Source organism: Guptibacillus hwajinpoensis, from assembly GCF_020171785.1.
GTDB classification, from domain to species: domain Bacteria; phylum Bacillota; class Bacilli; order Bacillales; family Guptibacillaceae; genus Guptibacillus; species Guptibacillus sedimenti.
Genome location: NZ_JAIVAE010000010.1, coordinates 160,048 through 185,295, shown reverse-complemented (window position 1 = coordinate 185,295; position 25,248 = coordinate 160,048). Strand labels below are relative to the sequence as shown.

Here is a 25,248-nt window from a genome sequence, read left to right as displayed (position 1 = left end):
GAGGAAATTAATGCCAAAGAAGCAAACGTTCATCGTTAGTATCATGGCTCTTTCGCTCGTATTATCCGGTTGTGTTCCGAGTTTTATGAAGGGCGAGCAGGACGATACAGTAAAGGTGAATGATTCAGAAGGCGAAGAAAGTGAAGAAATGATTGTAAGTGAAGATATAAAAACTTCAGAGACGTACTATCGTTCGGTGTTAGATAAAGAAGGGGAAAAAAATTCTCTTGATGCTTCACAAGTTAGAGGATTAATTACGGCTGGGGTTGATAACCGTCTTGATGTAGATGCACTTGAAATGGGATTGATTCGACTTTCACAAGAACAATTTGATCCTGATAAGTATTTCTTTAAAGAAGGACAGCTGTTTGATACAGAGCAAATCCATGGGTGGCTGTATCGTGATAACTCTGATGATAAGGAAAATCAAGGACTTAATCCGCAGCTCGGTGTGGAAGAAAACCCTGCACAATACGAGCAAGTAATTGAAGCTGAAAAGAAAAACCCTAAATTCCTCTCTTATATTCATGAACAGGATTATTATGTTCAAAACAAAGATGAAGAATTGCAGCTAGGCGGAGTTTCGATTGCCTTATCGCTTTATTCTGAATATCCTTACTCGGTTCTTGATGAAAATGGTTTGAAGTATACCGGTTCGGTAAAGTTAGATAAAGATGAAGTGGTTGCGAAGGCAAAAGAATCCATTAAACCAATCGTTGAGAAAATTCGAGCCGAGCATGACGTGCCAATCATGTTTACGCTCTTCTTAGAGCAGCCACGACAATCGGTTGTCCCAGGTAACTTCGTGGCAAGCACGATTGTAGAGAAAGGTAAATCTAGCCCTGAGTCATGGAAAGATTTAAATGAAAAGTACATTGCATTTCCTTCATCTGCCGCTGATGAGGAATATCCAGCGGAAGCTGAGAAGTTTGATGACTTCACACGTGAAATACAAGATTTCTTTCCGAACTTTGTAGGAGTTATTGGAACCGGCTTCTATAAACAAGACGAACTTTCTCAATTAAAGATTGAGGTTCCAATTCAGTTCTATAGCAAATCTGAAGTGATTTCGTTCACTCAGTTTGTAAATGGACTCGTTAAAAAGCGTAATGATACATTTCCTCAAGATTTACCAGTCTCGATCTATATCACAAGCAACGGAGAAACAGAAAGTTTGATTGTGAAGGATCCTAACGAAGAAGAGCCGTTTGTTCATATTTATCAATAAAATAAAGCCCTCCCGTTGTCTCGGGAGGGCTTTTGCTATTCTGATAGAGCCTCTTCTAGTGTTTGAATGTTTTGTTCCATTAAAGTGAAATACGTTTCATCATTTTCAATATCTTCTTCTGTTAAGACAGAGAGGTTATGAATGCGAAGCGTTTCAAGACCAAGTTCTTGTTGAACGGCTTTTGCTGGCTTTGGTGTAGCATTTTGTTCAAAAAGCATATACTTTAAATTGTAACTTCTAGCTGTTTCAATAATATCTTCTAACTGTTTTTGGGTAGGTTCTTGAGATGGTGAAAGACCAGATACACTTAATTGTTTAAGTCCATAGCGACTTTCCCAGTAGCTATAGGCATCGTGCGAAATAAGAAACTCTTTTTTCGGTGCCCTGTCAGCCATTTCACGGAATTCTTTATCTAAAGCTAAAAGCTCTTCTTCTAATGTTTCATAATTAGACTCAAATGTTTTCTTATTGTCAGGATTAATTTCTATAAGTGCGCGTTTAATATTTTCGGCCTGCTGGATAGCGAGGGTTGGATCAATCCAGATGTGTGGATTCACATCACCGTGATCGTGATCGGCGTGCTCTTCATCAGCATGTTCCTCATGCTCTCCTTCTTCATCAGCATGTTCCTCATGCTCTTCTTTTGTTTCATCAAAGTGAATTCCTTCAGCGGATTCAAGCGTCATGACGTCTTCATTTTTCAAGGTATCTTTAGCTGCATCAGCAAATCCTTCCATGCCTGCTCCATTGTAGATAAATAAATCGGATTCAGCTAACTCTGTCATTGTTTTCGTCGTTGGCTCGAAACTATGTGCGTCACTGCCAGGAGGAATGATGGATTCAGCGGTTACATGTTCTCCACCTATTCGTTCAGCAAAATATTCAAGAGGATAAAGTGTTGTATAGATACTTAGCTTTCCATCCGTATTTGTGTCTGGCTCTTGACCACAACCGACCAGGACAAGCGTAGATAAAGACAGTAAGAATGCTACTGTAAAAAAACGATTTTTCATAAGCGATTTTCCCTTCCCTAAGTTTCTCTGCCACTCATTATATCGTAACCATTACGTTTTGCAAACAGTAACCTTTTCGATTTATTTCGCTCCTGGTGAGGAACGAAATATAGGACGAAAAATAAGTTAGGAATTGAACATTTAAAACGGTATGAAAAGAAGAGAAACGCGGCAATCTATAAAAAATATTTCAATTCGGAGGTTAACATTACAAAAAGGTGGGTAAATGTTACTAAAGTGTGTCGAAGCTTTTCATATTCAGCAACTTATTTAAATAAATTTTCTTGAATACTTATGACATAAAAGTTGCTAAAAGAAGGAAACAAACTTCTTAAGTGAATTTTTATACATTAAAAAGTTTATCGTATAATATTTGCATTGTTCTGAAAAATATTTTGTGATATAGTAATCATTGGTTTGCAAAGGACTAATGGTCTACATCAATAATTTGAATTCACAGGAAAAATGCATAGCTGTGAATATTGACATTGGAGGGGGTGAAAGTGTGGAATATACCTTAACTACCGCAACATGGTTCTGGTTGCTTATACCAATGCCTTTATTAGTCGTATTATCAATAATAACTTTTTTTACCGAAAGGAGAGAATAGTACTCGATGGGTATTGAAACGCCAACGTTAGTCACATTTATCGTGTACCTTGTAGGTATGCTTGCAATTGGTTTAATTGCTTACAAAATGACAAGTAACTTGTCCGATTATGTACTTGGAGGAAGAAGATTAGGTGGATCTGTTGCCGCACTAAGTGCAGGCGCATCAGATATGAGTAGCTGGCTCTTACTAGGACTACCTGGTGCAATGTACGCTGGTGGTATGAGTCAAATTTGGATTGGGATTGGGCTCGCAATCGGAGCTTACCTGAACTGGCAGTTTGTTGCCTCACGTCTTCGTCGCTATACTGAGGTGGCGAATGATTCCATAACGGTTCCAGATTACTTGGAGAATCGATTCCGTGATGGTTCGAAAGCACTTCGCGTGATTTCAGCAATTGTCATTCTTGTATTCTTTACGTTCTATACGTCTTCAGGTCTTGTTGGGGGCGCAATCCTGTTTGAAAGCTCGTTCGGAATGAGCTATGAAACCGCATTGTGGATCGGTGCAATTGTTATTATTTCTTATACGTTCCTCGGCGGTTTCCTAGCGGTAAGCTGGACAGATTTCTTCCAGGGAATACTTATGTTCCTTGCACTCGTGATCGTTCCAATCGTTGCCCTAAATGAAATGGGTGGCTGGAATGAAACGGTTAATCAAGTTGGTGCAACGGATACAACTTATCTAGATATCTTTACTGGAATGAGTTTCATGGGAATCATTTCTCTACTTGGTTGGGGACTTGGTTACTTTGGACAACCTCACATTGTTACTCGTTTTATGGCAGTTAAATCTTCAAAAGAAATTCCTAAAGCACGCCTTGTTGGTATGACATGGATGGTTCTTTCTCTATTTGGTGCCATCTTTACTGGTTTCATCGGTATTGCCTATTTTGATGCGGGACTTCCGAACTCTGAAACCGTCTTTATCGAATTTACTCAAGTCCTCTTTAATCCATGGGTATCCGGCTTCTTATTAGCTGCCATCCTATCAGCGATTATGAGTACCATTGACTCTCAGCTACTTGTATCTTCAAGTGCTGTTGCCGAAGACTTTTATAAAGCCATTCTTCGTAAAAATGCAAGCCAAACTGAGCTTGTTTGGGTAGGGCGTATTGCTGTACTAGGTATCGCACTACTTGCGATCCTACTCGCTTACAACCCGGATAGCAGTGTTCTTGATCTTGTAAGTTATGCGTGGGCTGGTTTTGGTGCCGCATTTGGACCTGTTATTATCTTAAGTCTATTCTGGAAACGCATGACCCGTAATGGTGCACTTGCTGGTATTATCACTGGTGCCGTAGTTGTTATCTTATGGGCTCAACTATCAGGTGGACTGTTCGATCTTTATGAATTAATCCCAGGCTTTATCCTGGCATGGATTGCTGTAATGGCATTCAGCTTTGTTGGTAAAGAGCCAGGTGAAGAGATTGAAGCTGAATTCGAAGCGGCAAAAACGTCTAAATTCTAATTAGCTTTACTCAGAGACTCATCCCATTTGGGGATGAGTCTTTTTTATAGAATTAAGAATGGGTATGATTGATTGAGGCTACTATCTAAATATTCGTTAAACAAACGTTTGATTAATTCGGATTAATCAAACGTTTGTTTAAAATTGGAACAGACAGCGTTCTGTTGCTTAATGAAGCTTGTTTTTGGTATCATCTATATATTGCAGGTTGTTCGAAATTTGTGGAGGTGAAAGTGATGTCCAGAATTACCAAAGAAGAGGTTAAGCACGTAGCTAATCTCGCTAGACTAGAAATGGATGAGGCAGAGGTCGAAAAATTCACAACTCAGCTTGATGACATTATCTCGATGGCGGAGCAGCTAAATGAATTAGATACAGAGAACGTTGAGCCTACAACGCACGTTCTTGATTTGAAAAATGTAATGCGTGAAGACAAAGTACAGCCATGGCTAACACGTGAGGAAGCATTGAAGAATGCACCGGATCAAGCGAACGGTCAAGTAAAAGTTCCATCAATATTTGAGTAAGGGAGGCAACGTCCTTGTTTGATAAAAGCATAAGTGAGCTTCACAGCTTGCTTCATAAGAAAGAGTTATCCGTCAGTGAACTTGTTCAAACATCGTTCGATCGCATTCATACGGTCGACGAAAAAGTGAAAGCATTCATGACGTTAAACGAAGAAGGAGCCATGCAAGCTGCCAAAGCACTTGATGGAAAACTTGGTACAGAAGAGGCAAGAGGACTTCTCTTTGGTCTACCTGTCGGTGTGAAAGACAATATCGTCACGAAAGGTCTTCGCACTACTGCATCAAGTCAACTTCTTAGTAACTTCGAACCATTACATAATGCAACGGTAGTTGAGCGCTTAAATGCAGCTGAAACCATTACTGTCGGCAAATTGAATATGGACGAGTTCGCAATGGGTTCATCGAATGAGAACTCTGGTTATTTTGGCACGCGTAATCCATGGAATACTGACTATGTACCAGGGGGATCAAGCGGTGGTTCAGCTGCCTCAGTTGCGGCAGGAGAAGTATTCTTCTCTCTAGGGTCTGATACAGGTGGTTCGATCCGTCAACCAGCTGCCTTTTGTGGTGTCGTTGGATTAAAACCTACGTATGGTCTTGTATCACGTTTTGGCCTCATTGCGTTTGCTTCATCTCTTGATCAAATTGGACCAATTACAAACACAGTAGAAGATAATGCGTATCTCCTTCAATCGATTGCTGGCCATGACAAGATGGACTCAACTTCAGCGAACGTTGATGTTCCAGATTACCTTTCAAGTCTAACTGGTGATGTAAAAGGCCTTCGTATTGCTGTACCAAAAGAATACCTTGCTGAAGGTGTAGATGAAGACGTGAAGAACAGCGTCCTTCAATCGCTTAAAAAGCTTGAAGAGCTTGGTGCGACTTGGGATGAGGTATCACTTCCGCATTCAAAATATGCCGTAGCAACTTACTACCTTCTTTCTTCTTCAGAAGCATCAGCGAACCTTGCTCGTTTTGACGGTGTACGTTATGGGGTTCGTGCTGAAGCGGAGAACCTTCTTGATCTATATAAGAAAACAAGAAGTGAAGGCTTTGGTGACGAAGTGAAGCGACGTATTATGCTAGGAACGTTTGCACTTAGCTCCGGTTATTACGATGCTTATTATAAGAAAGCACAAAAAGTTCGTACGCTGATCAAAAACGACTTTGAAAAAGTGTTCGAAGACTACGATGTGATTATCGGACCGACAACGCCGACACCAGCCTTTAAAGTAGGCGAAAAAATTGATAACCCGCTAACGATGTATGCGAATGATATTCTCACAATCCCGGTTAACCTTGCAGGCGTTCCTGCGATTTCCGTACCTTGTGGTTTATCAAATGGCCTACCTGTTGGACTTCAAATAATCGGAAAGCACTTTGATGAGAAGACCGTTTACCGCGTTGCTCATGCATTTGAGCAAGCAACGGATCATCATAAGGCTAAACCAGAGCTGTAAGGGGTGACGACTGAAAATGAATTTTGAAACTATTATTGGTCTAGAAGTTCACTCAGAACTGAAGACAAACACAAAGATTTTCTGTAATTGTTCAACGAATTTCGGTGCGCCGCCTAACACGAACGTTTGCCCGATCTGTCTTGGCCATCCTGGTGTTCTTCCAGTGATGAACGAACAGGCCGTTGATTTTGCGATGCGTGCGGCAATGGCATTGAACTGTGAAATCGCAGAAGACACAAAGTTTGACCGTAAAAACTATTTCTACCCAGATAACCCGAAAGCATATCAGATCTCTCAATATGACAAGCCAATCGGTGAAAACGGATGGATTGATATTGAAGTTAACGGCAAAACAAAGCGTATTGGGATTACGCGTCTTCACCTCGAAGAAGATGCTGGTAAGCTCACGCACGTTGATGGTGAGAACCACTCTCTTGTCGACTTCAACCGTCAAGGTACTCCGCTTGTTGAGATCGTATCTGAGCCGGATATTCGTACACCTGAAGAAGCATATGCTTACCTTGAGAAGCTTAAAGCGATTCTTCAATATACGGAAGTATCTGACTGTAAAATGGAAGAAGGATCTCTTCGCTGTGATGCGAACCTTTCTCTTCGTCCGTATGGTCAAGAAGAATTTGGTACGAAAACAGAGCTTAAGAACTTGAACTCATTTGCTAACGTACAGAAAGGTCTTCAATATGAAGAAGTACGTCAGGAGAAAGAACTTCTAGCAGGAAACGTGATCGGCCAGGAAACGCGTCGTTATGACGAAGCTGGCAAGAAAACAATTCTGATGCGTGTAAAAGAAGGATCTGACGACTACCGCTACTTCCCAGAACCAGACCTTGTTCGTCTAGCGATCAATAAAGAATGGATGGACCGCGTTCGTGCGGACATTCCGGAGCTTCCAGACGCTCGTCGTGAGCGCTATGTGAAGGAGTATGATCTTCCTGAGTACGATGCGATGGTGCTTACTCAATCCAAGAAAATGTCGGACTTCTTTGAAGTAGCGATTGGCCAGGGTGCTGATCCAAAACAGACTTCAAACTGGTTAATGGGTGAAGTATCGGCTTACTTGAATGCAAACTATAAAGAAATTGACGAAGTGGCTCTTACTCCAGAAGGATTAGGAAAACTGATTTCTCTAATTGAAAAGGGAACAATTTCTTCGAAGATTGCGAAGAAAGTCTTCAAAGACCTTATTGAAAAAGGCGGCGATCCTGAACAGATCGTTAAAGACAAAGGCCTTGTACAGATTTCTGATGAAGGCGAGCTTCGTTCTATCGTGTCAGGTATTCTTGATGAGAATGAACAATCCATCGAAGACTACAAAAATGGGAAAGACCGTGCGATCGGCTTCCTCGTTGGGCAAGTGATGAAAGCAACCAAAGGAAAAGCAAATCCTCCAATGGTTAACAAGCTGATTGTAGAAGAAATGGATAAACGCTAAATAACGAAACCCTCCCACGTGGAGGGTTTTTTATGTCTAAAGAGGAGTTTGAGTACGGTCACCTAATTCACGTATTTTCGGCTTTGCTTTTTTTTAGGGAAAAGCCTATAATCAGAACAGAAGGTTAAGCGGAAGAAAACGGTCACGAGATTGTGGGCGTTTTTTGTTTGCGACTATCATATAAATAAGTAACGTGGATATTGCCGCGTGCTTTGATTCGGTTGAAGATTGAACAAATATAAACATTCTGCATGAAGAATTAAGATAGGATGATGAAGGATGAAACGTGCAAGACTAATCTATAATCCAACGTCCGGAAGAGAACAAGTGAAGAGGTCACTACCATATATCCTCGAACGCCTTGAAAAAAATGGGTACGAGACCTCTGCCCATGCAACCACTTGTGAAGGCGATGCAACGGAAGCAGCGCGCATTGCCGTCGAGCGACGCTTTGATCTTGTCATTGCGGCAGGTGGAGATGGGACGATTTATGAAGTGATCAATGGTATTGCGGAACAGTCATATCGACCGAAAATGGGGATTATTCCAGTTGGTACAACCAACGATTTTGCGCGAGCTATTGGCGTTCCGCGTACCATTGAAGGGGCGATGGACGTTCTGTGCAATGGTCTTGAAATGCCAATTGATATCGGTCGAGTGAACGAGCATTACTTTATCAACATCGCAGGGGGCGGTCGCCTGACTGAATTAACATATGAAGTACCTAGTAAGCTGAAAACCATGCTTGGCCAGCTAGCTTACTATATGAAAGGCATTGAGATGCTTCCATCGATTCGCCCTGCAAGAACGAGAATTGAATACGACGGTAAGCTTTTTGAAGGTGAAATTATGCTTTTCCTTGTCTCGAACTCAAACTCCATCGGTGGATTTGAGAAGCTAGCACCCCATGCATCATTGAATGATGGCCTGTTCGATCTAATGATTTTAAAGAAGACGAACATCGCAGAATTCATCCGCATTGCAAGCAGTGCACTTCGCGGTGATCATATCAATGATCCAAATGTTGTTTATAAGAAAGCAAGTCACATTAAAGTCGAATCCGTTGATAAAATGCAGCTGAACCTGGACGGCGAGTACGGTGGCCCGCTTCCAGCTGAGTTTACGAACTTATATCGTCATATTACGATGATCGTGCCGAAAGAAACGAGCGAGAAACATACAAATGAAGAAGAAGCCGCGCACAAGCGCGCCATTTCAGGTGAGTAGAAATGAAGGAGAGAAGTCAGAGGCGATGAGCTCTGGCTTTTTCTGATGTTCATGGGGGAGAGCGTTGGAAACAGGACGGGCATTCGGGTTTGGCCAATAACTATTGATTTTGGCTAATATATTTCAGATTTGGCCAATATATCGTGAGTTTAGCCAATATCTTTCTATTTTGGCCAATATACCACGAAATCGATCTCGCCTCCCATGCAAAAAGCACCGCGCTCTTCCATTTCGCGATCTCGCCACACTGTGGTACAATTTTTGTACATGAAATTGACCGGAAAAGGACGGAAACCTAATGAGTAATCAAGAAGTACCTGTAAAAAAGAATGACGTTGTCGAAGTAGAGTTTAGAGACCTTTCCCATGACGGGGCAGGCGTTGCGAAAATAGATGGGTACACGCTTTTCGTCCCGTATGGCATTCCAGGCGAAACCGCGAACGTAAAAGTAATCAAAACGAAGAAAGGTTACGGCTTCGGTAAGCTGCTTGATGTGAAAGTGGAGAGCGAAGACCGCAATACACCACCATGCCCGATTTTCTATCAATGCGGCGGTTGTCAGACCCAGCATATTACGTATGATAGTCAGCTAAGATTCAAGCACAAGCAAGTTCAGGACGTAATGGAGCGGATTGCGAAGATTGATATACCCGTTCACCCTGTGCTTGGTATGGAAGACCCGTGGCGCTATCGCAACAAAGCGCAGGTACCAGTTGGCGAACAGAATGGTAAGATCGTCGCTGGCTTCTACCAGCAGCGGAGTCACCAGATTATCGACATGGACCAGTGCCTCATTCAGGAGCAGGAAAACGATGAAGTTCTACGCGTTGTGAAAGAGATCGCAGAAAAGTACGGCATCCGTGCGTACGACGAACGCTCTCATCGTGGAACGCTCAGACATGTCGTTGCAAAATACGGGAAGCAAACGGACGACATCATGGTCGTCATCGTAACGAAAAACAAAGATTTACCAAATCGCAAAAACATCATCAAAGACATCACTGAGCAACTACCGAAAGTGAAATCAATCGTTCAGAACGTGAATCCAAAGCGCACGAACGTGATTTTCGGTGACGAAACACGCGTCCTATGGGGATCACCATACATTTACGATACGATCGGCGACATTAAATTCGCCATCTCAGCTCGCTCGTTTTATCAAGTAAATCCAGATCAAACAAAGGTGCTTTACGATCAGGCGCTTGAATACGCTGGACTGACTGGGAACGAAACGGTCATCGACGCTTATTGCGGTATCGGAACGATCTCTCTTTTCCTCGCGCAAAAAGCGAAGCAGGTGTACGGTGTGGAAATCGTACCCGAAGCGATAGAAGATGCGAAGCGCAATGCCGAGCTAAACGGCATCACAAACGCAGAGTTTGCGGTTGGTGAAGCAGAAAACGTCATTCCAGCCTGGAAAGAGCAGGGCATCAAGCCTGACGTGATCGTCGTTGATCCACCACGAAAAGGCTGTGACGAAGCGCTCCTTCAAACGATTATCGATATGAAGCCAGAGAAAGTTGTTTATGTGTCATGTAACCCGGCAACGCTAGCTCGGGACCTACGAATCCTAGAAGATGGTGGGTTTGAAACGAAGGAAGTTCAGCCGGTTGATATGTTCCCGCATACGACGCACGTGGAGTGTGTCTCGCAACTCATTAGAAGAAAAGGCAACTAACCCTCAGGGTGTTGCCTTTTTTATATTTCTTGGAGCGGATTAACAAAGCAATATTGGATATTAACACTGCCATCTTGGTTGCAGGTTATTTACTCAAAGAGGGAGTGAAGGATTTTAGGTGTCAGTTCTTTCATTGTTAATACATCATTCAGTCTTTTACCGATATGAACAGCATAGTTTTCACTCTCGCATCCCTGCGATTTTTCCTCCAGTTGAACCTGGTTGAGCTGTATCGTCTTTATTTTGATATCCGTTAACTATCGATATTCTGACAGTTCTTCTTTAAAGATCACATTGTCAGTGTGCCATAACCTAGAAGCATTAACTGTTTTCTGATTCAGTTCGATATAGTCAAGCGAATAGTCCGAAATTTTGTTCATATAACCTTCACCCATGATGATTTAATCTTGTACTAAAAAATGTATTGTATGGGAGTAAGAAATCAATCGATGACCAATTTCTTTATTTAATGTATAATTTTGTATATATATAGTATTCTAAATTTAAAATACTAACTATTCAATAAAATTGGGTGGACTTTCTATATTTTCTAATGTTATTTATTCTAATCATTTTTTGGATAGTAGCGACTTATACCACAAGGTTTAAAGTTTAACATAATCTTGTTAATTAACTTGAAGGAAGCGATATTTAATGAGTAATGATAGAAGATCTACTGATGTTAAACATTCTATTGCGGGGTTTTACTTTCAACTTTTAATTGCATGCAAAGAACTTGTAACCATGTCTAAACATTATCCGAAAGGTTATGTTGGGGTTGAATATGGTGCTGATATTAGAGTTAATAAAGGTAACGATAGATATATAGAGGCAAAATTTTATAAGCAAAATTATTTTACACGCTATAGTGAAGCTATTCGCCATACTATATATAATTTTTATCATACTCATAGAGATTCAAATAGTTTAAATGGAACATTTGTAATAAACTCTAATGTCCCTATCTCTAATTCAGATAAAAAATTTTTTAATGACTGGAATAACCAAGAATTTTCTTGTCGGACGGATTTCATCAATTATGTGAAGGATTGTTTAGTCTATGAGTATATAGGAAAGGATGCCTTCTCGGAGAAATATAAAACATTTAAAGAGACTTATCAAAAAAATCATCCTCATATTAAAAAGCCAAAATATAAAAGTGCCTTGATAAAGCAGTTACATGAAAATTTAGAGGAGTATGATTTATACATTCCGAATGAGGTTCTTATGAAGGATGAAGAAATCTTTGACTTTATTAAACAAGTGAGCTTTGAACTGCCGGAAGAAAAAGTTGAAAAATATGATAGTATTATTCAATTAAATAATACAATAGAGAAATCGTTAGAGGAATTGTTCCCTGGAAACAGTCAGTATTCAAGTATTAGGTATTTGATTATGAATGCATTTTTAAATACCACTGCAAGTTCCAATAATCATGTGCTCTATGTTAATGACCTAGAAGACATTGTTAGTGACCATGAAGAATCAGTAAGTGCCTTGTTTGAAAGTGATTCACTTGTCAAGACAATGAAAGAAATCGAAGAGGAATTAATTAAATATGAAAGAAAATTAAAAAAAAGTGGATTTTCAAGCCAATTAGAACATATTTTATTGGTATTAGGTGTTTGTACAGAACAGTGGATTGAGGACATTCGCTTGCATGGTGAAAAAAAAATTAATAACAGATTCATAATGAGTGCTGAACACACTTATACCTTGAACATTTTAGATCTTTTTAAAGCAATGGCTGAAATATCATCTATGGCAGAAATTAGTCTTGGTGATGTAAATCTAAAAAAATTAGAAGGTATAAACAATATCGGCTTCTCTGAGTATCAACAGTTTTCTTTGAGGACTACACCTTCCTCTAGCGACAGAGAGGATGAAGAGACTTTAATTACCTCTTTTATTGAACATAGCCTTAAGGAGCAAGAATATCTTAAAGCTATGGGGGATGAAACAATAATCTTCGAGAATGCTTGTGAAATTTGTAAATATGATAAAAAAGCAATTGAAGAAGATATTGTACTAGATATAGCTAGACCCTATGGAGGGTTAGCTCAACAAGGTTTATTTCAATCTTTTGATTACAAATGTACTTCGTGTTTAAAGCTTAATACTCACGACGATGAATGCCAATTTGCAAATAACTTCAAGAAAGGAAAATAAATTGTGGATGATTTAATAAAAAGCTTGGGGTTATCAAACGGTATTAATTTTCAGGAATTACCAAATTGTAGAATTTGTAATTTAGATAAAGATAAGATTCTTATAATATGTTCAATAAACAAATTAAAAGATATTGACACAGTTATTAACCGTTTGCCAGGACTCCGAAAAAAATTAATGGAACAAATTAATAATAAAAGTAATAGAGATCTTGTACATAATGAAAAAATTCCAATGTCTAAGTTTCTTTGGGATTTGTATGTTATTGGCATACATAAGGTTGAATCAGAAGATAAAGTATTTAAATCTGCGAGTATTTCAGAATATGAAAGAGATAGATTTATTGCTAGGAAAATTATTATCCAATATGAACATCTTGATGAATTGAAAGATAAGTTTAATCACTTAATTTTTCCTGAAAGAATATTAAATACATTTACTACGATGGAAAACGAGGATGATGAAGAATCTCTTGACTACGAGTCTATTAAGGATTTAATAAAGGAAATTGATACTGTGATAAAGGAGGATTAGTATGTATCTTTCATGTGTTAAAATTAAAAATTTTAGAGGTTACGGAGAAAATACAGAAAGAGAAGATAGATGTTATGTCTATGATGGTTTAGATGCTCCATTGGTAATCTTTAAAGGGTACAATGGTTTTGGAAAGACTTCTTTTTATGAAGCCATTGAATGGTGTCTTACAGATAGTGTGTATAGGTTAAAAAAAATCTATAAAGATAAAACATATCAGGTAAATGAGCTCAAAAAAAGCCATTATTTAAAGTTTTATCATCCCATAGAAGGGAACTCTTCAGATAGAGAAATATATGTTGAATTAATTTTTAGCGATGGCTTGAAAATTATCAGAAGAAGCAGGAGTAATGTCTTACAAACTACAGATAAAGATACCTTATATAAATCTACTGTTACAATGGGACGCGATGAATTAAGTGAGGTTAATAATAAAAAGATATTGCAAGAATTTATATCTACAGCAAAAAACATAGGAGTTTTTTTTCATACCCATATGTTAGGTCAGGAAAGTATTTCTGACTTCTTAAGGCATAATTCTCCTTCCCAAAGAAGAGAAATTTTTATGCAATTATTACAAGAAGAGGAGTTAAATTCGCTATATCTTGATGTTCAAAAATATATCAATGGAAAAACCATTTCTAAAAAAAGTAATCAATTAAAAACTAAAATTGATGACTATATAGATACTCAAAATAATATTGAAAAATTCATCAGCAACCTTGGATTTAATAGCATTGAAGAGTATATAAACTCTCTACATCAACATTACATAATATTAAAAGAATTAATCGAAGGAAAAGATGAGTATAAGGAAGAATTAGAAATTGATTCACTTTTTTTTAATGACAAAATTAATATTCAAAATTGTGTAGCATTTATGCGAGAGGTTATTTTTTCACAAGCAAAGTTAACTACACTTAAGGAAAGTTTTGTTGTGCAAAAAGCTGACTTTAATCGTCTAAAGGGAAAATTAGAGACTTTTAAGTTATTAAATGCAGCTAAATTTAAAATAAAACAATATAATCATGCCAAGAAGCTTTTAGATAACAATGTCAATGATCTTCAAAAAAAAATGGAGGAAATAAAAGAGTCAAAACTACTATCTGAAAAAATCTTAAAAGAACACGAAGACATATTAATAAAACTACAAACCAAAAAAGATACCTTTTTATCTTTAAAGCACTATATAAAGGATTTAGACTTAGAAATAAAAGAAGAGTTTTGGATACAAATTCAAAAGGAAAAAGGCATTTTGGACGAATTTGTTTTAGAATACAAACATTTTTCACAAGAAAATGGACAAAACATTGAAATTAATACTAAATGGTTTGAAATTACTAGAAAAAAATATGATGAGCTCCAATTTAAAATCAAAAAGAATAAAGAAGATCTAGAAAAGATAAGAAAAATTAAGGAAGAAGTTTCATCCCTTAATAGGGAGTATCAAAAAGCACTATCACAGGTTAAGAAACTGATAAAAGAGAAACCTGATATCAAGAGTTGTCCAGTATGCCTAAATGATGATTTTTCAGATGGTAAGTATTTGGAGAAAAACATAAATAATTGGGAGTCTGATTCGAGTGTCTCCGATAAAATTGTTGCTATAATAGATACTACCTCTTCTTCAGGAAACGACGAAATTAAAGAATTAACAAATAAAGAAAATGAATGCATGGATGAAATTAAATCATTACAAGAGTCTTTAAAGCAAGAAGTAATACTTCAAATAACTAATCGGGTTGATAAAATTAGAAATAAATTCGTTGTATTGTTTCAATCTGTGAAAGATAAAATCAATGAGAAGATTGATGTATATGATAATCTAGTGGAAAATCAACAGAATGAATATGATAATGCCTTGAAAAAATATAACAAATTATTAGATTCAATTAATGCTTTGTTTGAATCTGAAGAAGAATTTAAGAAGTCAAAACTAGATGTTTTAAAACAATTTATTATAAGTAAAGAAGAATGGTTTAAAAAACACAGTTCAAAAATTGATTTGTTTAATGACTCAGTTGATTTATTAGATATAGAAAATGAAATAACAATCCTTAAGGAAGAAAAAGTTAATGAATATACTGAAGATGGTATAGCAGAAAAAATTAAAGAAGTTAATGAGAAGAATGATTTTTTGGAAGTTCTTCTATCGGAATTTAATAAAATAATTAAGTTTAGAATTCCTGTAGAATATGAATCCACTTTAGAAGAATATGATAATTTAGAAAATAAGATTAGTAAGCTTAATGAAAAGAAGAAAACAGTAGATGGGTATAGCGATAAAATAAACAATATACATGGTAAATTACTTGGCAAACAAAGACGTATAGTAAAAGAACGTTTAGAGAAGCACCCAATAATAAGTTGGGTGTATGAAACCATTAACCCTCATCCATTCCACAAAAAGTTACATATTACTAATACCGAACGCGGTACAAACTTTACTGGAGAAACACAATTGGACGATAAAATAGAACTTTATTTAGATCAAATGTTTAGTGCTGCACAGTTAAATATTCTGGCCTTGAGTATATTTTTGGGATTAGGACTTACACAGCGCTATAGTAACTTGCAACAATTGTTCTTAGATGATCCAATTCAAAGTATGGATGATGTGAATATTCTTGCTTTAATTGATGTTATTAGAGCTATAATGGATTCTCGTTATAGTGATAATCATATGATAATATCAACTCATAATGAAGATTTCGCACAATTAATAGCTATTAAAATGAGAAATAGAGGAATTGTACAATATAATATTACTGGTTACACTGAGGAAGGTCCTAAAATCAAAAAGATATTAAACTAAAGTGGCTATACACAGTGATAAGCTTTACTGAAGAAAAGAATTTAAGAAGCAAGTATGAGGAACGAAATTGGAAGCAAAAAATAGCTTTGATTGGTTTATCGTTGGAGAATAGTTAATATTGAAATGAATTAACTGTGAATACCATTAATAATACCGCCATTGTTCATTATTCACCAATACTTTAGTCAGCTACTCCCCTACTCCGCAAGGTAAGCGGTGGCTCATAAGGGGTTTAAGGAAAGTAATCCATCAATTTCTGCACGGCCATGCAGGAGGGGTTGCTTTTTTGTTTTGTATTAATTATGGATACATGCTTTAGATAAACGGGTTACTGGCTATGAAAAATCCCCTCCCCTTATTGCATTACCTCTTTGGGGAATATAGTTGATTGTTGCGTCTGCTGTATCATTTTCAAGGCTAGATCTTTATAAAAAATATTACTTCTTAGGGATTAGAACAAAATAAATAGGTTTATACCTTGGTCCATACAATTTATTAAAATCAAATAACCTTGCTTCCTTTTTTGCAATATCCATTACTTTTAAAGCTTCATCCCATTGCATACTTGGACAACCTTCTATAATATCTAATAATAAATCTTCACTAATAATTTGACTTAAAGAACTACCCATCTTCTCAATAATTTCGGAATTGGTTTTATCGATTAAAAAATATGTGTCACCCAATTCTTCACCATTAATATTAAATAAAACCATGCAGGCACTTTCTTCTAGTTCATCCAAACTAGAAATTAAAGGAGCTCCAGCAATACAAGGGATATTATGTTCGCTCAATACTTTTGATGTGATACTTAACGAATAATTTATCTTTATCTCAATATCTCTGGAAAATGGATTTTTAACTTTAGGTCTTCTTGGAAAAAACGCGAAAAGTTTGATTGATATAGAGTTGAAACTACTTTTCCCCGAGTTATTACCTTCATATTGTTTCCATGGATAGATAGGTACTACCTTATACTCATGTGAGAGCAGGGCCCTTAGCTTGGGTACTAATAAGTACTCTAACGTACGTTCGGATGCAAAACTTGTTCTAGGCAAAAATAGTATTTCCTCCTTCCTTAAAACTCTACATTACTTATTACTTTAATTAAACAGATCCAATAGAACATAATTCTATATCATTTAATTAATTCCTTCTATTTAAAGTTTGAAAATTAGTATCGCTAGAGGAGGGTATTATTTGATGGACATGTCAGTAAAGTGGTCGGTTTATAGGAGGATACGTCTCTATAATTGTTATGCCTGTTGAAATTGTATTTTGTGCAATCGAATAGAGTGCAATTAAATTGAATCGGAAATAGCGGTGTGATATGGTTTAGGCGTGAAGCATTATCGTATTCTTAAAGGAGTGAGGATTCTTGACTATTACGTTTACGGACGCTGCAATTGAACAGTTAAGTACAGAGGATTATGTAGCTTTTCAGCTGAATCCTAGTTTAGGTGGATGTAGTATTGGTGCGGATTGGATTACATTTAAAGCTTTGTCTTCGAAAGAAGCACAGACAGGTGAGAAGTTAATAGAGACTAATTATAAGCCTGTGGTTTTAGGGGTTAAGCACGAATCCTTTTTCAAAGAAGATATGATCATTGACTATTCTAGTAAAAGAAATGCTTATATGTTAAAAAGTAAAAGTGAAATTCTCAGTTCTCGTTTGCCATTAGAAAAATAATATAGATTTACGTGTGAAAATGCAGGAATTGAAAGACGCCGTAAAAAAACACCATCTCAAACGCTTAGAAGCGCATGAGATGGTGCTTTTTTGATTTATTAAGCGTTAGACGCCATCTTATCCTTACTCATCTTAAGATCAAAACGATCCGCGTTCATAATCTTCACCCATGCCGACACAAAGTCGCGCACGAATTTCTCTTTATTGTCCTCTTGTGCATACACTTCTGCATAAGCACGGAGGATGGAGTTTGAACCGAAGACGAGGTCAACGCGTGAAGCAGTGCGTACGAGTTCTCCTGTTTTGCGGTCGCGTCCTTCATATTCATTGAAGTTAGCTGGCTTCCATTCAATGCCCATGTCGAGTAGGTTTACAAAGAAGTCATTCGTAAGTGTACCGACACGGTCAGTGAAGACCCCATGCTTTGTACCCTTATGGTTTGTCCCGAGTACGCGCATACCGCCAATGAGTACAGTCATTTCAGGTGCAGTCAGACCAAGTAGCTGAGATTTGTCGACGAGTAGCTCTTCTGGGCTTAACGTGTACTCCTTCTTCTGATAGTTACGGAATCCGTCGGCCATTGGCTCTAACACGTCAAAGCTTTCCACATCTGTTTGTTCTTCCGTGGCATCGCCGCGTCCTGGTGCGAATGGAACAGTAACGTCAACACCAGCATCTTTTGCCGCTTTTTCGACAGCTGCACTACCTCCAAGAACAATCAAGTCAGCAAGGCTCACTTTTTTATCAAGTTTGCTTTGGATTTTCTCGTATACGGATAGTACTTTTAATAATTGTTCTGGTTCATTTACATCCCAGCTCTTTTGGGGTTCTAAGCGAATGCGCGCACCATTTGCACCACCGCGATAATCAGAGCCGCGGTACGTGCTTGCAGAAGCCCAGGCTGTTGTCACAAGTTCGCTGACGCTTAATCCGGAGTCGAGGATTTTAGCTTTCAGGTTTTCAATTTCAGCAGCAGTCAATTCATAATCCACATTCGGGATTGGATCTTGCCAGATCAAATCTTCCTGTGGTACTTCAGGACCAAGGTATCTTTCTTTCGGTCCCATGTCACGGTGAAGTAACTTGAACCATGCGCGTGCAAATGTATCAGCGAAATATTCAATATCCTCGTGGAAACGACGTGAAATCTTTTCATAAATTTCATCTTCACGAAGCGCCATATCTGCTGTTGTCATCATAGTGTTCACTTTGATGGAAGGATCTTCAGCATCAGGTGCAAGGTGCTCAGGTTTAGGATTCACAGGCTTCCATTGATGAGCTCCTGCAGGGCTTTTCGTTAATTCCCACTCATAGCCGAATAGTAAGTCATAGTATCCGTTGTCCCACTTCGTTGGATTAGCAGTCCATGCACCTTCTACACCACTTGTAATTGTGTCACGGCCTTTCCCACTTCCGTAAGAGTTCTTCCAACCGAGTCCTTGTTCTTCTATATCAGCGGCTTCCGGTGAAGCTCCAACATGAGCTTCAGCGTCTCCTGCTCCGTGCCCTTTACCAAACGTATGACCTCCGGCGATAAGGGCAACTGTTTCTTCATCATTCATTCCCATTCGAGCAAACGTTTCACGAATGTCGCGTGCACTTCCTAGTGGATCTGGTTCGCCATTTGGTCCTTCTGGATTCACATAAATAAGACCCATTTGAACGGCTGCTAGCGGGCTTTCAAGCTCGCGGTCGCCTGAATAGCGGTTGTCACCGAGCCACTCTTTCTCTGTACCCCAATAAACATCTTCTTCTGGATGCCACACGTCTTCGCGTCCTCCGGCAAAACCAAATGTGTTCAAGCCCATTGATTCAAGGGCAACGTTACCAGTGATGACGAGGAGGTCAGCCCAAGAAATTTTATTTCCGTACTTTTGCTTAATTGGCCAAAGGAGACGGCGTGCTTTATCAAGGCTCGCGTTATCTGGCCAGCTGTTTAGTGGTGCAAAACGCTGTGATCCAGTAGCGCCACCGCCACGTCCATCACCAGTACGATATGTACCAGCTGCGTGCCATGACATACGGATGAAGAGAGGGCCGTAATGGCCGTAATCAGCTGGCCACCAGTCCTGGCTGTCGGTCATTAAGTCACGAAGATCCTGCTTCAGTGCATAATAGTCCAGCTTTTTGAATTCTTCAGCATAGTCAAAGTCTTCTCCCATTGGGTTGCTTTTTCGATCGTGCTGTTGAAGAAGGTGCAAGTTTAATTGATTTGGCCACCAGTCTTTATTCGTTGTTCCGACTTTTGTCGTTGTAATCGCGCTATCTTCCTTCGTTTGGCCATGAGAGACGGGGCATTTCCCGGCTTGGCTGTTGTGCATTTCGTTATTATCCATATTTCAATCTCCTTTCGAATGTAAGAAAATTAATTGTAACTCCTATTAGATTATAATTATAATAAATTAATAATCATTTTGGAAGAGTTATGAACTAATTTTCACAAAATAATTTCAAAACACGACTAAATAGAGCGGTTACAACTAATTTGGAAATGAAGAAGGGCACTTGTGAACGGTGCTGCGTTCATAGTAAGTAGAGGAGAAAACCATCCGATTAACTAGGCAGCAGAAGAAGCTCTTTTCTACCAGTTTCAATCTCCTACTTACTATATACTTTCGATTTATTAACCGGTTTACCTCTTTCAAAATACAGTTACGAACATTTCGTTTAATAGAAAAAGAGAGGCAATGTTAAACCGCCTCTCTTTCTGGAAATCTATTTTGTTACGAGCTGATCTTTTAATAGAAACTTTTCAACTACTTTTGCGACACCGTCATTCTCGTTCGTATCCGCGATATAATCAGAAATCTTTTTAATATCATCTGGAGCATTCCCCATCGCAACACCAAGTCCTGCAAATTCGATCATTTCTTGGTCATTGTAACTGTCTCCAACAGCAATCACTTCTTCTCGTTTAATACCAAGCTTGCTAATCAGCTTCTCGATGCTTGTCCCTTTTGTAATCCCTTTATCAGTAAACTCGAGAAAATAAGGCTTAGATCGCATCACGCTAAATTCTTCTCCTAACTCCTCTTGAAGTTTCGTTTCCACTTTCTTAAGGTGTTCTGGTTCGCCAACCATCAGAACTTTAACAACTGGTTCCGTTACACGATCGATAAACGAATCGACGACAGTAATTGGTAGACCTGTTAGTTCAGACTCAATTGTAGTGTAGGGATTTTCTTCTGTGGTAATAATTTCATCTCCTACGTACGTGTGAATGTACACATTTTCTCTCAGGCTGATTTCATGGAGTCGTTGAACAGCTTCGACAGATAATGTTTTACTGAAGAAATCCTTTTTGGAATGACAGTTAATAATCTTTCCACCGTTAAAGGAAAGAATATAACTCTCGTAGTCTGCAAGGAGGAGCTCGTCAGCATATGAAACCATTCCGAACGTTGGTCTTCCAGAGGCAAGCACCACTTTTTTTCCTTCTTGCTGCGCTTGCATAAGCGCTTTTTTATTTCGAGTAGAAATCATTTGATCAGCACTAAGCAATGTATCGTCTAAATCTAATACAATCATTTTATAAGTCATAGGTGATTTTCCTCTCTTAGCTAGTTTCCTTACTATTCTACTAGAATTCAGGTGAAAAGGGGGAAGTGTTGATAAAATGGAAAAAAGTAATGAATTTGGTCTTCAGTTTCTCGTTAAACGTAAAAATTATTGTGGGGTGGAAAGCCTTTACAATGCAAATCAATTGATTAACTTTGGTTAGAGGAGTATCTTTGAACTCATCATTCCAATTTAAAAGCAATAAATTATATTTTGAAATGTTTAAACAAATCAAAGGAGTATACACAATGGAAAACTATCAAGAACTTACACTAAAACAAAAATCATTTTTCCGAAGTGGGAAAACAAAAGATGTAGCCTTTCGAATCGATGCGTTAACAAAATTGAAAGAGATCATGTCATCTCATGAACAAGACATTATTGCTGCTCTTAAAGCAGATTTAAATAAACCTGAAACAGAAACAAAGCGCGCGGAGATTGGTCTTGTTCTAGGGGAGATTAATTTCATGATTGAGAATTTATCTGCGTGGTCAACACCACATAAAGTGGAAACACCTACTACTCATGCTGGGGCTACAAGCTTCATTGTTCCTGAACCATACGGCTCAGCACTCGTTATTGCACCATGGAACTATCCGGTACAACTTGCCGTTGCACCGCTAGCTGGAGCGATTGCGGCTGGGAACTGTGCTGTCTTAAAACCTTCAGAATTAACACCTCATACTTCTAATCTTTTAGCTAAGATGATTAACGAGAATTTCCCTGAAGAATTTTTGCGCGTTGTTGAAGGAGAAGTGGAAACAAGCACTGCTCTTCTCAAAGAGAATTTTGATTATATTTTCTTTACTGGTAGTACCGGCGTTGGAAAAATTGTGGCAGGAGCGGCTGCTAAGCATTTAACACCCGTAACACTTGAGTTAGGTGGGAAAAGTCCAGCAATTGTACATGAAGATGCAGACATTGATGAAGCAGCGACACGCATTGCACGCGGTAAATTTGCGAATGCAGGTCAAACGTGCGTCGCTCCGGATTATCTTCTTGTTCATCGAAAAGTAAAAGATGAGTTAATTCGAAAGATAAAAGAAGTCATCACGAACACTTATGGTGAGAATGTTTCAGAAAACCATGACTTTCCACACGTGGTGAGTGAACGTCATTTTGATCGTTTGAATGAATTCTTGAGTAATGGAGAAGCAGTCGCTGGAGGTAACGCTGATAAATCACGCTTATTCATTGAACCAACAATATTAGATCATATTTCATGGGATGATCCTGTGATGCAAGATGAGATCTTTGGACCTATTTTACCTGTTCTTGTTTATGACGAAATTGCAGAAGCGATTGATGCAGTCGTTGAACGTCCAAAGCCACTGGCACTCTATCTTTTCTCTGATAATGAACAGGTACAAGATGACGTATTAAATACCATTTCATTTGGTGGCGGAGCAATCAACGATACGATCAATCACATGACTTCTCACTACCTTCCATTTGGGGGTGTAGGGAATAGCGGTATGGGAGCTTATCACGGGAAAGCTAGTTTTGATACGTTCTCACACTTCAAGAGCATTTTGAAACGCTCAAATAAATAAGAAACATTAACATATTCTCATGCTTTATGACGCTTCATAAAGGGTATATGAAGAAAGTAGACAGCATCGAAACTGAAGTTTTGTTTAATAGGAGAATATACGTAGAAAGGGTGTCTAGAATGAAAGTACTTATAGTTGGAGCAAATGGTCAGATTGGGAAGCATTTAACTTCCTTTATTAAAGAGCATAACGATCTAGAAGCGAAAGTAATGATTCGTAAGGAAGAGCAGGCTTCTTACTTTAAGGATTTAGGCGCAGAAACTGCTGTGGTTGATTTGGAGGAAGATGTTAACGCGATCGCAAAAGCTGCTGAAGGCGTGGATGCGATTGTCTTTACAGCAGGTTCCGGTCCAAATACCGGTGCTGATAAAACAATGCTAGTTGATTTAGATGGTGCTGTAAAAACAATTGAAGCAGCGAAAGTAGCTGGCGTAAAACGGTTTGTTATGATTAGTTCTTATGACACAACGCGTGAAGCGATTCAGTCTGCTCCATCTTCATTCTCACCTTATGTAGCAGCGAAGCACTATGCAGATGAATGGCTGCGAGCAACGGATTTAGATTATACGATTATCCATCCAGGTGCCTTAACGAATGATCAGGGAATCGGTAAGGTCAACGCTGCTACTAGAGTAGAAAGAAATGAAATACCTCGAGAAGATGTGGCGAGTGTGATCGTAGCGACGCTCGAAAATGATGCAACGATTGGCAAGGAATTTCAAGTCGTGACAGGAACGGAGCCAATCAAAGAAAGCATCGATTCACTTTAACTGAAACTCGATTTTTTATAAGAGAGATTCTATAAAACAAAGCCCCTTGTTCTCATACAAGGGGCTTTGTTTTAACTTTTCATTACAACTCGTTTTTCACACCAACGCTCTTCAGCGCTTCATTCACTTCATCTAAATCATAAAAAGAAAAGGATTGAGTTTAATTTGCAGATGGAATAAATGTATCAGAAATATGAGTCGTCACCGGACCATATACATCTTGTTTGTTTTCAGGGTATGTAATGATGAACCGATTGAAAACATTATCGCCGTAAAAAAATTTCTCATAAATAATCAATCCATTTTTTACGTAGGATAAGACGAACCAATGATCAGCCAATCGGTCATAAGCGATAGGGACTTCAATATTATTAATCGCTTGCTGATAAATCGATTCGATTGATTCGTCCATACTGTTATGTGATCCAAAAACGGTGATCTCCAACTCCTCATTATAAAAATTCAATCCATCACCATTAGCTGGAGGGGATCCTACGGTTAAATCAGTTGGATATTGAATAGAAAAGCCGAATCTCTCATTTGTGTAGGTATCATAGGTCCGAACTTCTTCAACTTCCACAGATTCTTCTTTTGGTTTAATAGGTTTTTCTTTAGACGAATTTGTATTGGGGGGAGTCTTAGCATTTTCTAGCTCATCTAAAGCATCATCTATTCTTCCGGTGAGGTTAGCTAATTCATTCTCATAATATGAAAGAGCTTCTTCTGATTCTACTTTAGCATTTAATATCTGAAGCTGCTCAAGAGCGCTGGTATATTCTTTGGCAGAAATGAGTTGATTGATCGTATCGATTTCTTCCTCTGTATCTGCCAGTTCTTCTTGCTCATCAAGAATCGTCTTTTTCCATTTTTCAGCTTCTGATTGAACAGTCACTAAACCTTCATCTAGATTTGTAACGGCCTCAAATGCATCTAATGCAGATATGTATTCTTCTTGTTCATAATAGTTAACGGCATCTTCCATTTGACTTGCTTGTTCGAAATAGATACGTGCTTCTTTATCATTTGTTTGTTCCGAGGAAGCGACTTCAAAATAAATAGCTGCTTGGTGGTAATCTTGCTCTCCTAAGCTATCAATTCCTTTGTCCATTGCATTCTGGTAGTCGCTGTTTGCACAAGAAGCGAGGCTCATAATACAAAGGGCGCCAGATAAAAAGGTGAACCGACTTTTCATAAAAGAACTCCTTTAAAATGGTAGTTACTAACAACTGTATTTTATCAGAAATAAATCGTTATGGAGGTTCTTTTTCCAATTATTTCTTAAGGGAATGTGAAAAGACAATACAAAACAACCACCAGGGAATTTCCCCGATGGTTTTGAAGAAGGATTAGCAATCCTTTCCATTAACGAAAGCAGCGCCAACGATGATAAGAAGAATGAACAATACAACGATTAGCGCAAAGCCATTCCCGTAACGAGCGCCACCAACTTGGTTTCCGCAACCGCCGTATCCAGCGCCACCAACTTGGTTTCC

Annotated in this window: 19 protein-coding genes and 1 pseudogene; 13 read left to right on the top strand and 7 right to left on the bottom strand. The window is 38.4% G+C overall.

The window, feature by feature from the left end:
* Nucleotides 1-10: 10 nt before the first annotated feature.
* A complete protein-coding gene (locus LCL91_RS15840; RefSeq protein ID WP_224883737.1) occupies nt 11-1,228 on the top strand; it encodes a CamS family sex pheromone protein in 1,218 nt (405 codons plus the stop codon).
* A gap of 35 nt (nt 1,229-1,263) precedes the next feature.
* Here LCL91_RS15840 and LCL91_RS15835 read toward each other — a convergent pair whose 3' ends face one another.
* The gene (locus tag LCL91_RS15835) at nt 1,264-2,241 is read right to left on the bottom strand and encodes a metal ABC transporter solute-binding protein, Zn/Mn family (RefSeq protein WP_224883736.1); all 978 of its coding nucleotides are present in this window, start codon (nt 2,239-2,241) and stop codon (nt 1,264-1,266) included.
* Nucleotides 2,242-2,857: 616 nt separating this feature from the next.
* Here LCL91_RS15835 and putP point away from each other — a divergent pair.
* The 6 genes from putP (at nt 2,858) to rlmD (ending at nt 10,666) form a co-directional block, all read left to right on the top strand.
* Nucleotides 2,858-4,321, top strand: coding sequence for a sodium/proline symporter PutP (gene putP / locus LCL91_RS15830; RefSeq protein WP_224883734.1), 1,464 nt, complete (start codon nt 2,858-2,860; stop codon nt 4,319-4,321).
* Nucleotides 4,322-4,557: 236 nt separating this feature from the next.
* Nucleotides 4,558-4,848, top strand: coding sequence for an Asp-tRNA(Asn)/Glu-tRNA(Gln) amidotransferase subunit GatC (gene gatC / locus LCL91_RS15825; protein WP_224883732.1), 291 nt, complete (start codon nt 4,558-4,560; stop codon nt 4,846-4,848).
* Nucleotides 4,849-4,862: 14 nt separating this feature from the next.
* Entirely contained in the window at nt 4,863-6,311 is a 1,449-nt protein-coding gene (gatA, locus tag LCL91_RS15820; protein ID WP_224599249.1) for an Asp-tRNA(Asn)/Glu-tRNA(Gln) amidotransferase subunit GatA, read from the top strand.
* Between the two features lie 16 nt (nt 6,312-6,327).
* Nucleotides 6,328-7,761 carry an Asp-tRNA(Asn)/Glu-tRNA(Gln) amidotransferase subunit GatB gene (gene gatB / locus LCL91_RS15815; protein WP_098446149.1) on the top strand — a complete coding sequence of 478 codons (1,434 nt, stop codon included), beginning with the start codon at nt 6,328-6,330 and terminating at the stop codon, nt 7,759-7,761.
* Nucleotides 7,762-8,040: 279 nt separating this feature from the next.
* Nucleotides 8,041-8,988 carry a diacylglycerol kinase gene (locus LCL91_RS15810; protein ID WP_224883730.1) on the top strand — a complete coding sequence of 316 codons (948 nt, stop codon included), beginning with the start codon at nt 8,041-8,043 and terminating at the stop codon, nt 8,986-8,988.
* A 298-nt stretch (nt 8,989-9,286) separates the two neighbouring features.
* Nucleotides 9,287-10,666 (top strand): 23S rRNA (uracil(1939)-C(5))-methyltransferase RlmD, encoded by a 1,380-nt coding sequence (gene rlmD, locus LCL91_RS15805; RefSeq protein ID WP_224883728.1) that lies wholly within the window; start codon nt 9,287-9,289, stop codon nt 10,664-10,666.
* Nucleotides 10,667-10,923: 257 nt separating this feature from the next.
* Here rlmD and LCL91_RS22070 read toward each other — a convergent pair whose 3' ends face one another.
* A complete protein-coding gene (locus LCL91_RS22070; protein ID WP_255640057.1) occupies nt 10,924-11,046 on the bottom strand; it encodes a hypothetical protein in 123 nt (40 codons plus the stop codon).
* A gap of 274 nt (nt 11,047-11,320) precedes the next feature.
* Here LCL91_RS22070 and LCL91_RS15800 point away from each other — a divergent pair, with 274 nt between their 5' ends.
* The 3 genes from LCL91_RS15800 to LCL91_RS15790 are packed head-to-tail and all read left to right on the top strand — an operon-like array spanning nt 11,321 to nt 16,184.
* The gene (locus LCL91_RS15800) at nt 11,321-12,835 is read left to right on the top strand and encodes a hypothetical protein (protein WP_224883726.1); all 1,515 of its coding nucleotides are present in this window, start codon (nt 11,321-11,323) and stop codon (nt 12,833-12,835) included.
* 3 nt (nt 12,836-12,838) lie between these two features.
* Nucleotides 12,839-13,369, top strand: a complete 531-nt coding sequence (locus LCL91_RS15795; protein WP_224883725.1) for an ABC-three component system middle component 1 — start codon at nt 12,839-12,841, stop codon at nt 13,367-13,369.
* 1 nt (nt 13,370) lies between these two features.
* Complete coding sequence (locus LCL91_RS15790; protein WP_224883724.1) at nt 13,371-16,184, top strand: AAA family ATPase; 2,814 nt, start codon at nt 13,371-13,373, stop codon at nt 16,182-16,184.
* 437 nt (nt 16,185-16,621) lie between these two features.
* Here the strand turns inward: LCL91_RS15790 and LCL91_RS15785 are convergent, their stop codons facing one another.
* Complete coding sequence (locus tag LCL91_RS15785) at nt 16,622-17,242, bottom strand: hypothetical protein (protein WP_224883723.1); 621 nt, start codon at nt 17,240-17,242, stop codon at nt 16,622-16,624.
* A 320-nt stretch (nt 17,243-17,562) separates the two neighbouring features.
* Between LCL91_RS15785 and LCL91_RS15780 the strand changes: the two genes are divergently transcribed.
* On the top strand, nt 17,563-17,874 hold the full coding sequence (locus LCL91_RS15780) for an iron-sulfur cluster biosynthesis family protein (RefSeq protein WP_224883722.1): 312 nt from the start codon (nt 17,563-17,565) through the stop codon (nt 17,872-17,874).
* A gap of 98 nt (nt 17,875-17,972) precedes the next feature.
* Here LCL91_RS15780 and katG read toward each other — a convergent pair whose 3' ends face one another.
* Nucleotides 17,973-20,210 (bottom strand): catalase/peroxidase HPI, encoded by a 2,238-nt coding sequence (katG, locus tag LCL91_RS15775; RefSeq protein ID WP_224883721.1) that lies wholly within the window; start codon nt 20,208-20,210, stop codon nt 17,973-17,975.
* 379 nt (nt 20,211-20,589) lie between these two features.
* Nucleotides 20,590-21,414 (bottom strand): Cof-type HAD-IIB family hydrolase, encoded by an 825-nt coding sequence (locus LCL91_RS15770; RefSeq protein ID WP_224883720.1) that lies wholly within the window; start codon nt 21,412-21,414, stop codon nt 20,590-20,592.
* A gap of 266 nt (nt 21,415-21,680) precedes the next feature.
* On the opposite strand from LCL91_RS15770, the gene LCL91_RS15765 reads away from it, so the two are divergent.
* Nucleotides 21,681-22,985 carry an aldehyde dehydrogenase gene (locus LCL91_RS15765; protein ID WP_224883718.1) on the top strand — a complete coding sequence of 435 codons (1,305 nt, stop codon included), beginning with the start codon at nt 21,681-21,683 and terminating at the stop codon, nt 22,983-22,985.
* A gap of 119 nt (nt 22,986-23,104) precedes the next feature.
* A complete protein-coding gene (locus LCL91_RS15760; RefSeq protein ID WP_224883716.1) occupies nt 23,105-23,755 on the top strand; it encodes an SDR family oxidoreductase in 651 nt (216 codons plus the stop codon).
* Between the two features lie 160 nt (nt 23,756-23,915).
* Here LCL91_RS15760 and LCL91_RS15755 read toward each other — a convergent pair whose 3' ends face one another.
* Nucleotides 23,916-24,947, bottom strand: a complete 1,032-nt coding sequence (locus tag LCL91_RS15755) for a hypothetical protein (RefSeq protein ID WP_224883714.1) — start codon at nt 24,945-24,947, stop codon at nt 23,916-23,918.
* A 154-nt stretch (nt 24,948-25,101) separates the two neighbouring features.
* A pseudogene (locus LCL91_RS22345) lies at nt 25,102-25,188 on the bottom strand (YjcZ family sporulation protein); the annotation flags it as partial.
* Nucleotides 25,189-25,248: the final 60 nt, after the last annotated feature.

Excerpts from the sequence above, each read along its gene's own strand:
- LCL91_RS22070 (WP_255640057.1), bottom strand. The coding sequence starts at position 11,046 with ATGAACAAAATTTCGGACTATTCGCTTGACTATATCGAACTGAATCAG.
- LCL91_RS15765 (WP_224883718.1), top strand. The coding sequence starts at position 21,681 with ATGGAAAACTATCAAGAACTTACACTAAAACAAAAATCATTTTTCCGA.
- rlmD (WP_224883728.1), top strand. The coding sequence starts at position 9,287 with ATGAGTAATCAAGAAGTACCTGTAAAAAAGAATGACGTTGTCGAAGTA.
- LCL91_RS15800 (WP_224883726.1), top strand. The coding sequence starts at position 11,321 with ATGAGTAATGATAGAAGATCTACTGATGTTAAACATTCTATTGCGGGG.
- LCL91_RS15755 (WP_224883714.1), bottom strand. The coding sequence starts at position 24,947 with ATGAAAAGTCGGTTCACCTTTTTATCTGGCGCCCTTTGTATTATGAGC.
- LCL91_RS15760 (WP_224883716.1), top strand. The coding sequence starts at position 23,105 with ATGAAAGTACTTATAGTTGGAGCAAATGGTCAGATTGGGAAGCATTTA.
- LCL91_RS15790 (WP_224883724.1), top strand. The coding sequence starts at position 13,371 with ATGTATCTTTCATGTGTTAAAATTAAAAATTTTAGAGGTTACGGAGAA.
- katG (WP_224883721.1), bottom strand. The coding sequence starts at position 20,210 with ATGGATAATAACGAAATGCACAACAGCCAAGCCGGGAAATGCCCCGTC.
- LCL91_RS15840 (WP_224883737.1), top strand. The coding sequence starts at position 11 with ATGCCAAAGAAGCAAACGTTCATCGTTAGTATCATGGCTCTTTCGCTC.
- LCL91_RS15770 (WP_224883720.1), bottom strand. The coding sequence starts at position 21,414 with ATGACTTATAAAATGATTGTATTAGATTTAGACGATACATTGCTTAGT.
- gatC (WP_224883732.1), top strand. The coding sequence starts at position 4,558 with ATGTCCAGAATTACCAAAGAAGAGGTTAAGCACGTAGCTAATCTCGCT.
- putP (WP_224883734.1), top strand. The coding sequence starts at position 2,858 with ATGGGTATTGAAACGCCAACGTTAGTCACATTTATCGTGTACCTTGTA.
- gatB (WP_098446149.1), top strand. The coding sequence starts at position 6,328 with ATGAATTTTGAAACTATTATTGGTCTAGAAGTTCACTCAGAACTGAAG.
- LCL91_RS15810 (WP_224883730.1), top strand. The coding sequence starts at position 8,041 with ATGAAACGTGCAAGACTAATCTATAATCCAACGTCCGGAAGAGAACAA.
- LCL91_RS15835 (WP_224883736.1), bottom strand. The coding sequence starts at position 2,241 with ATGAAAAATCGTTTTTTTACAGTAGCATTCTTACTGTCTTTATCTACG.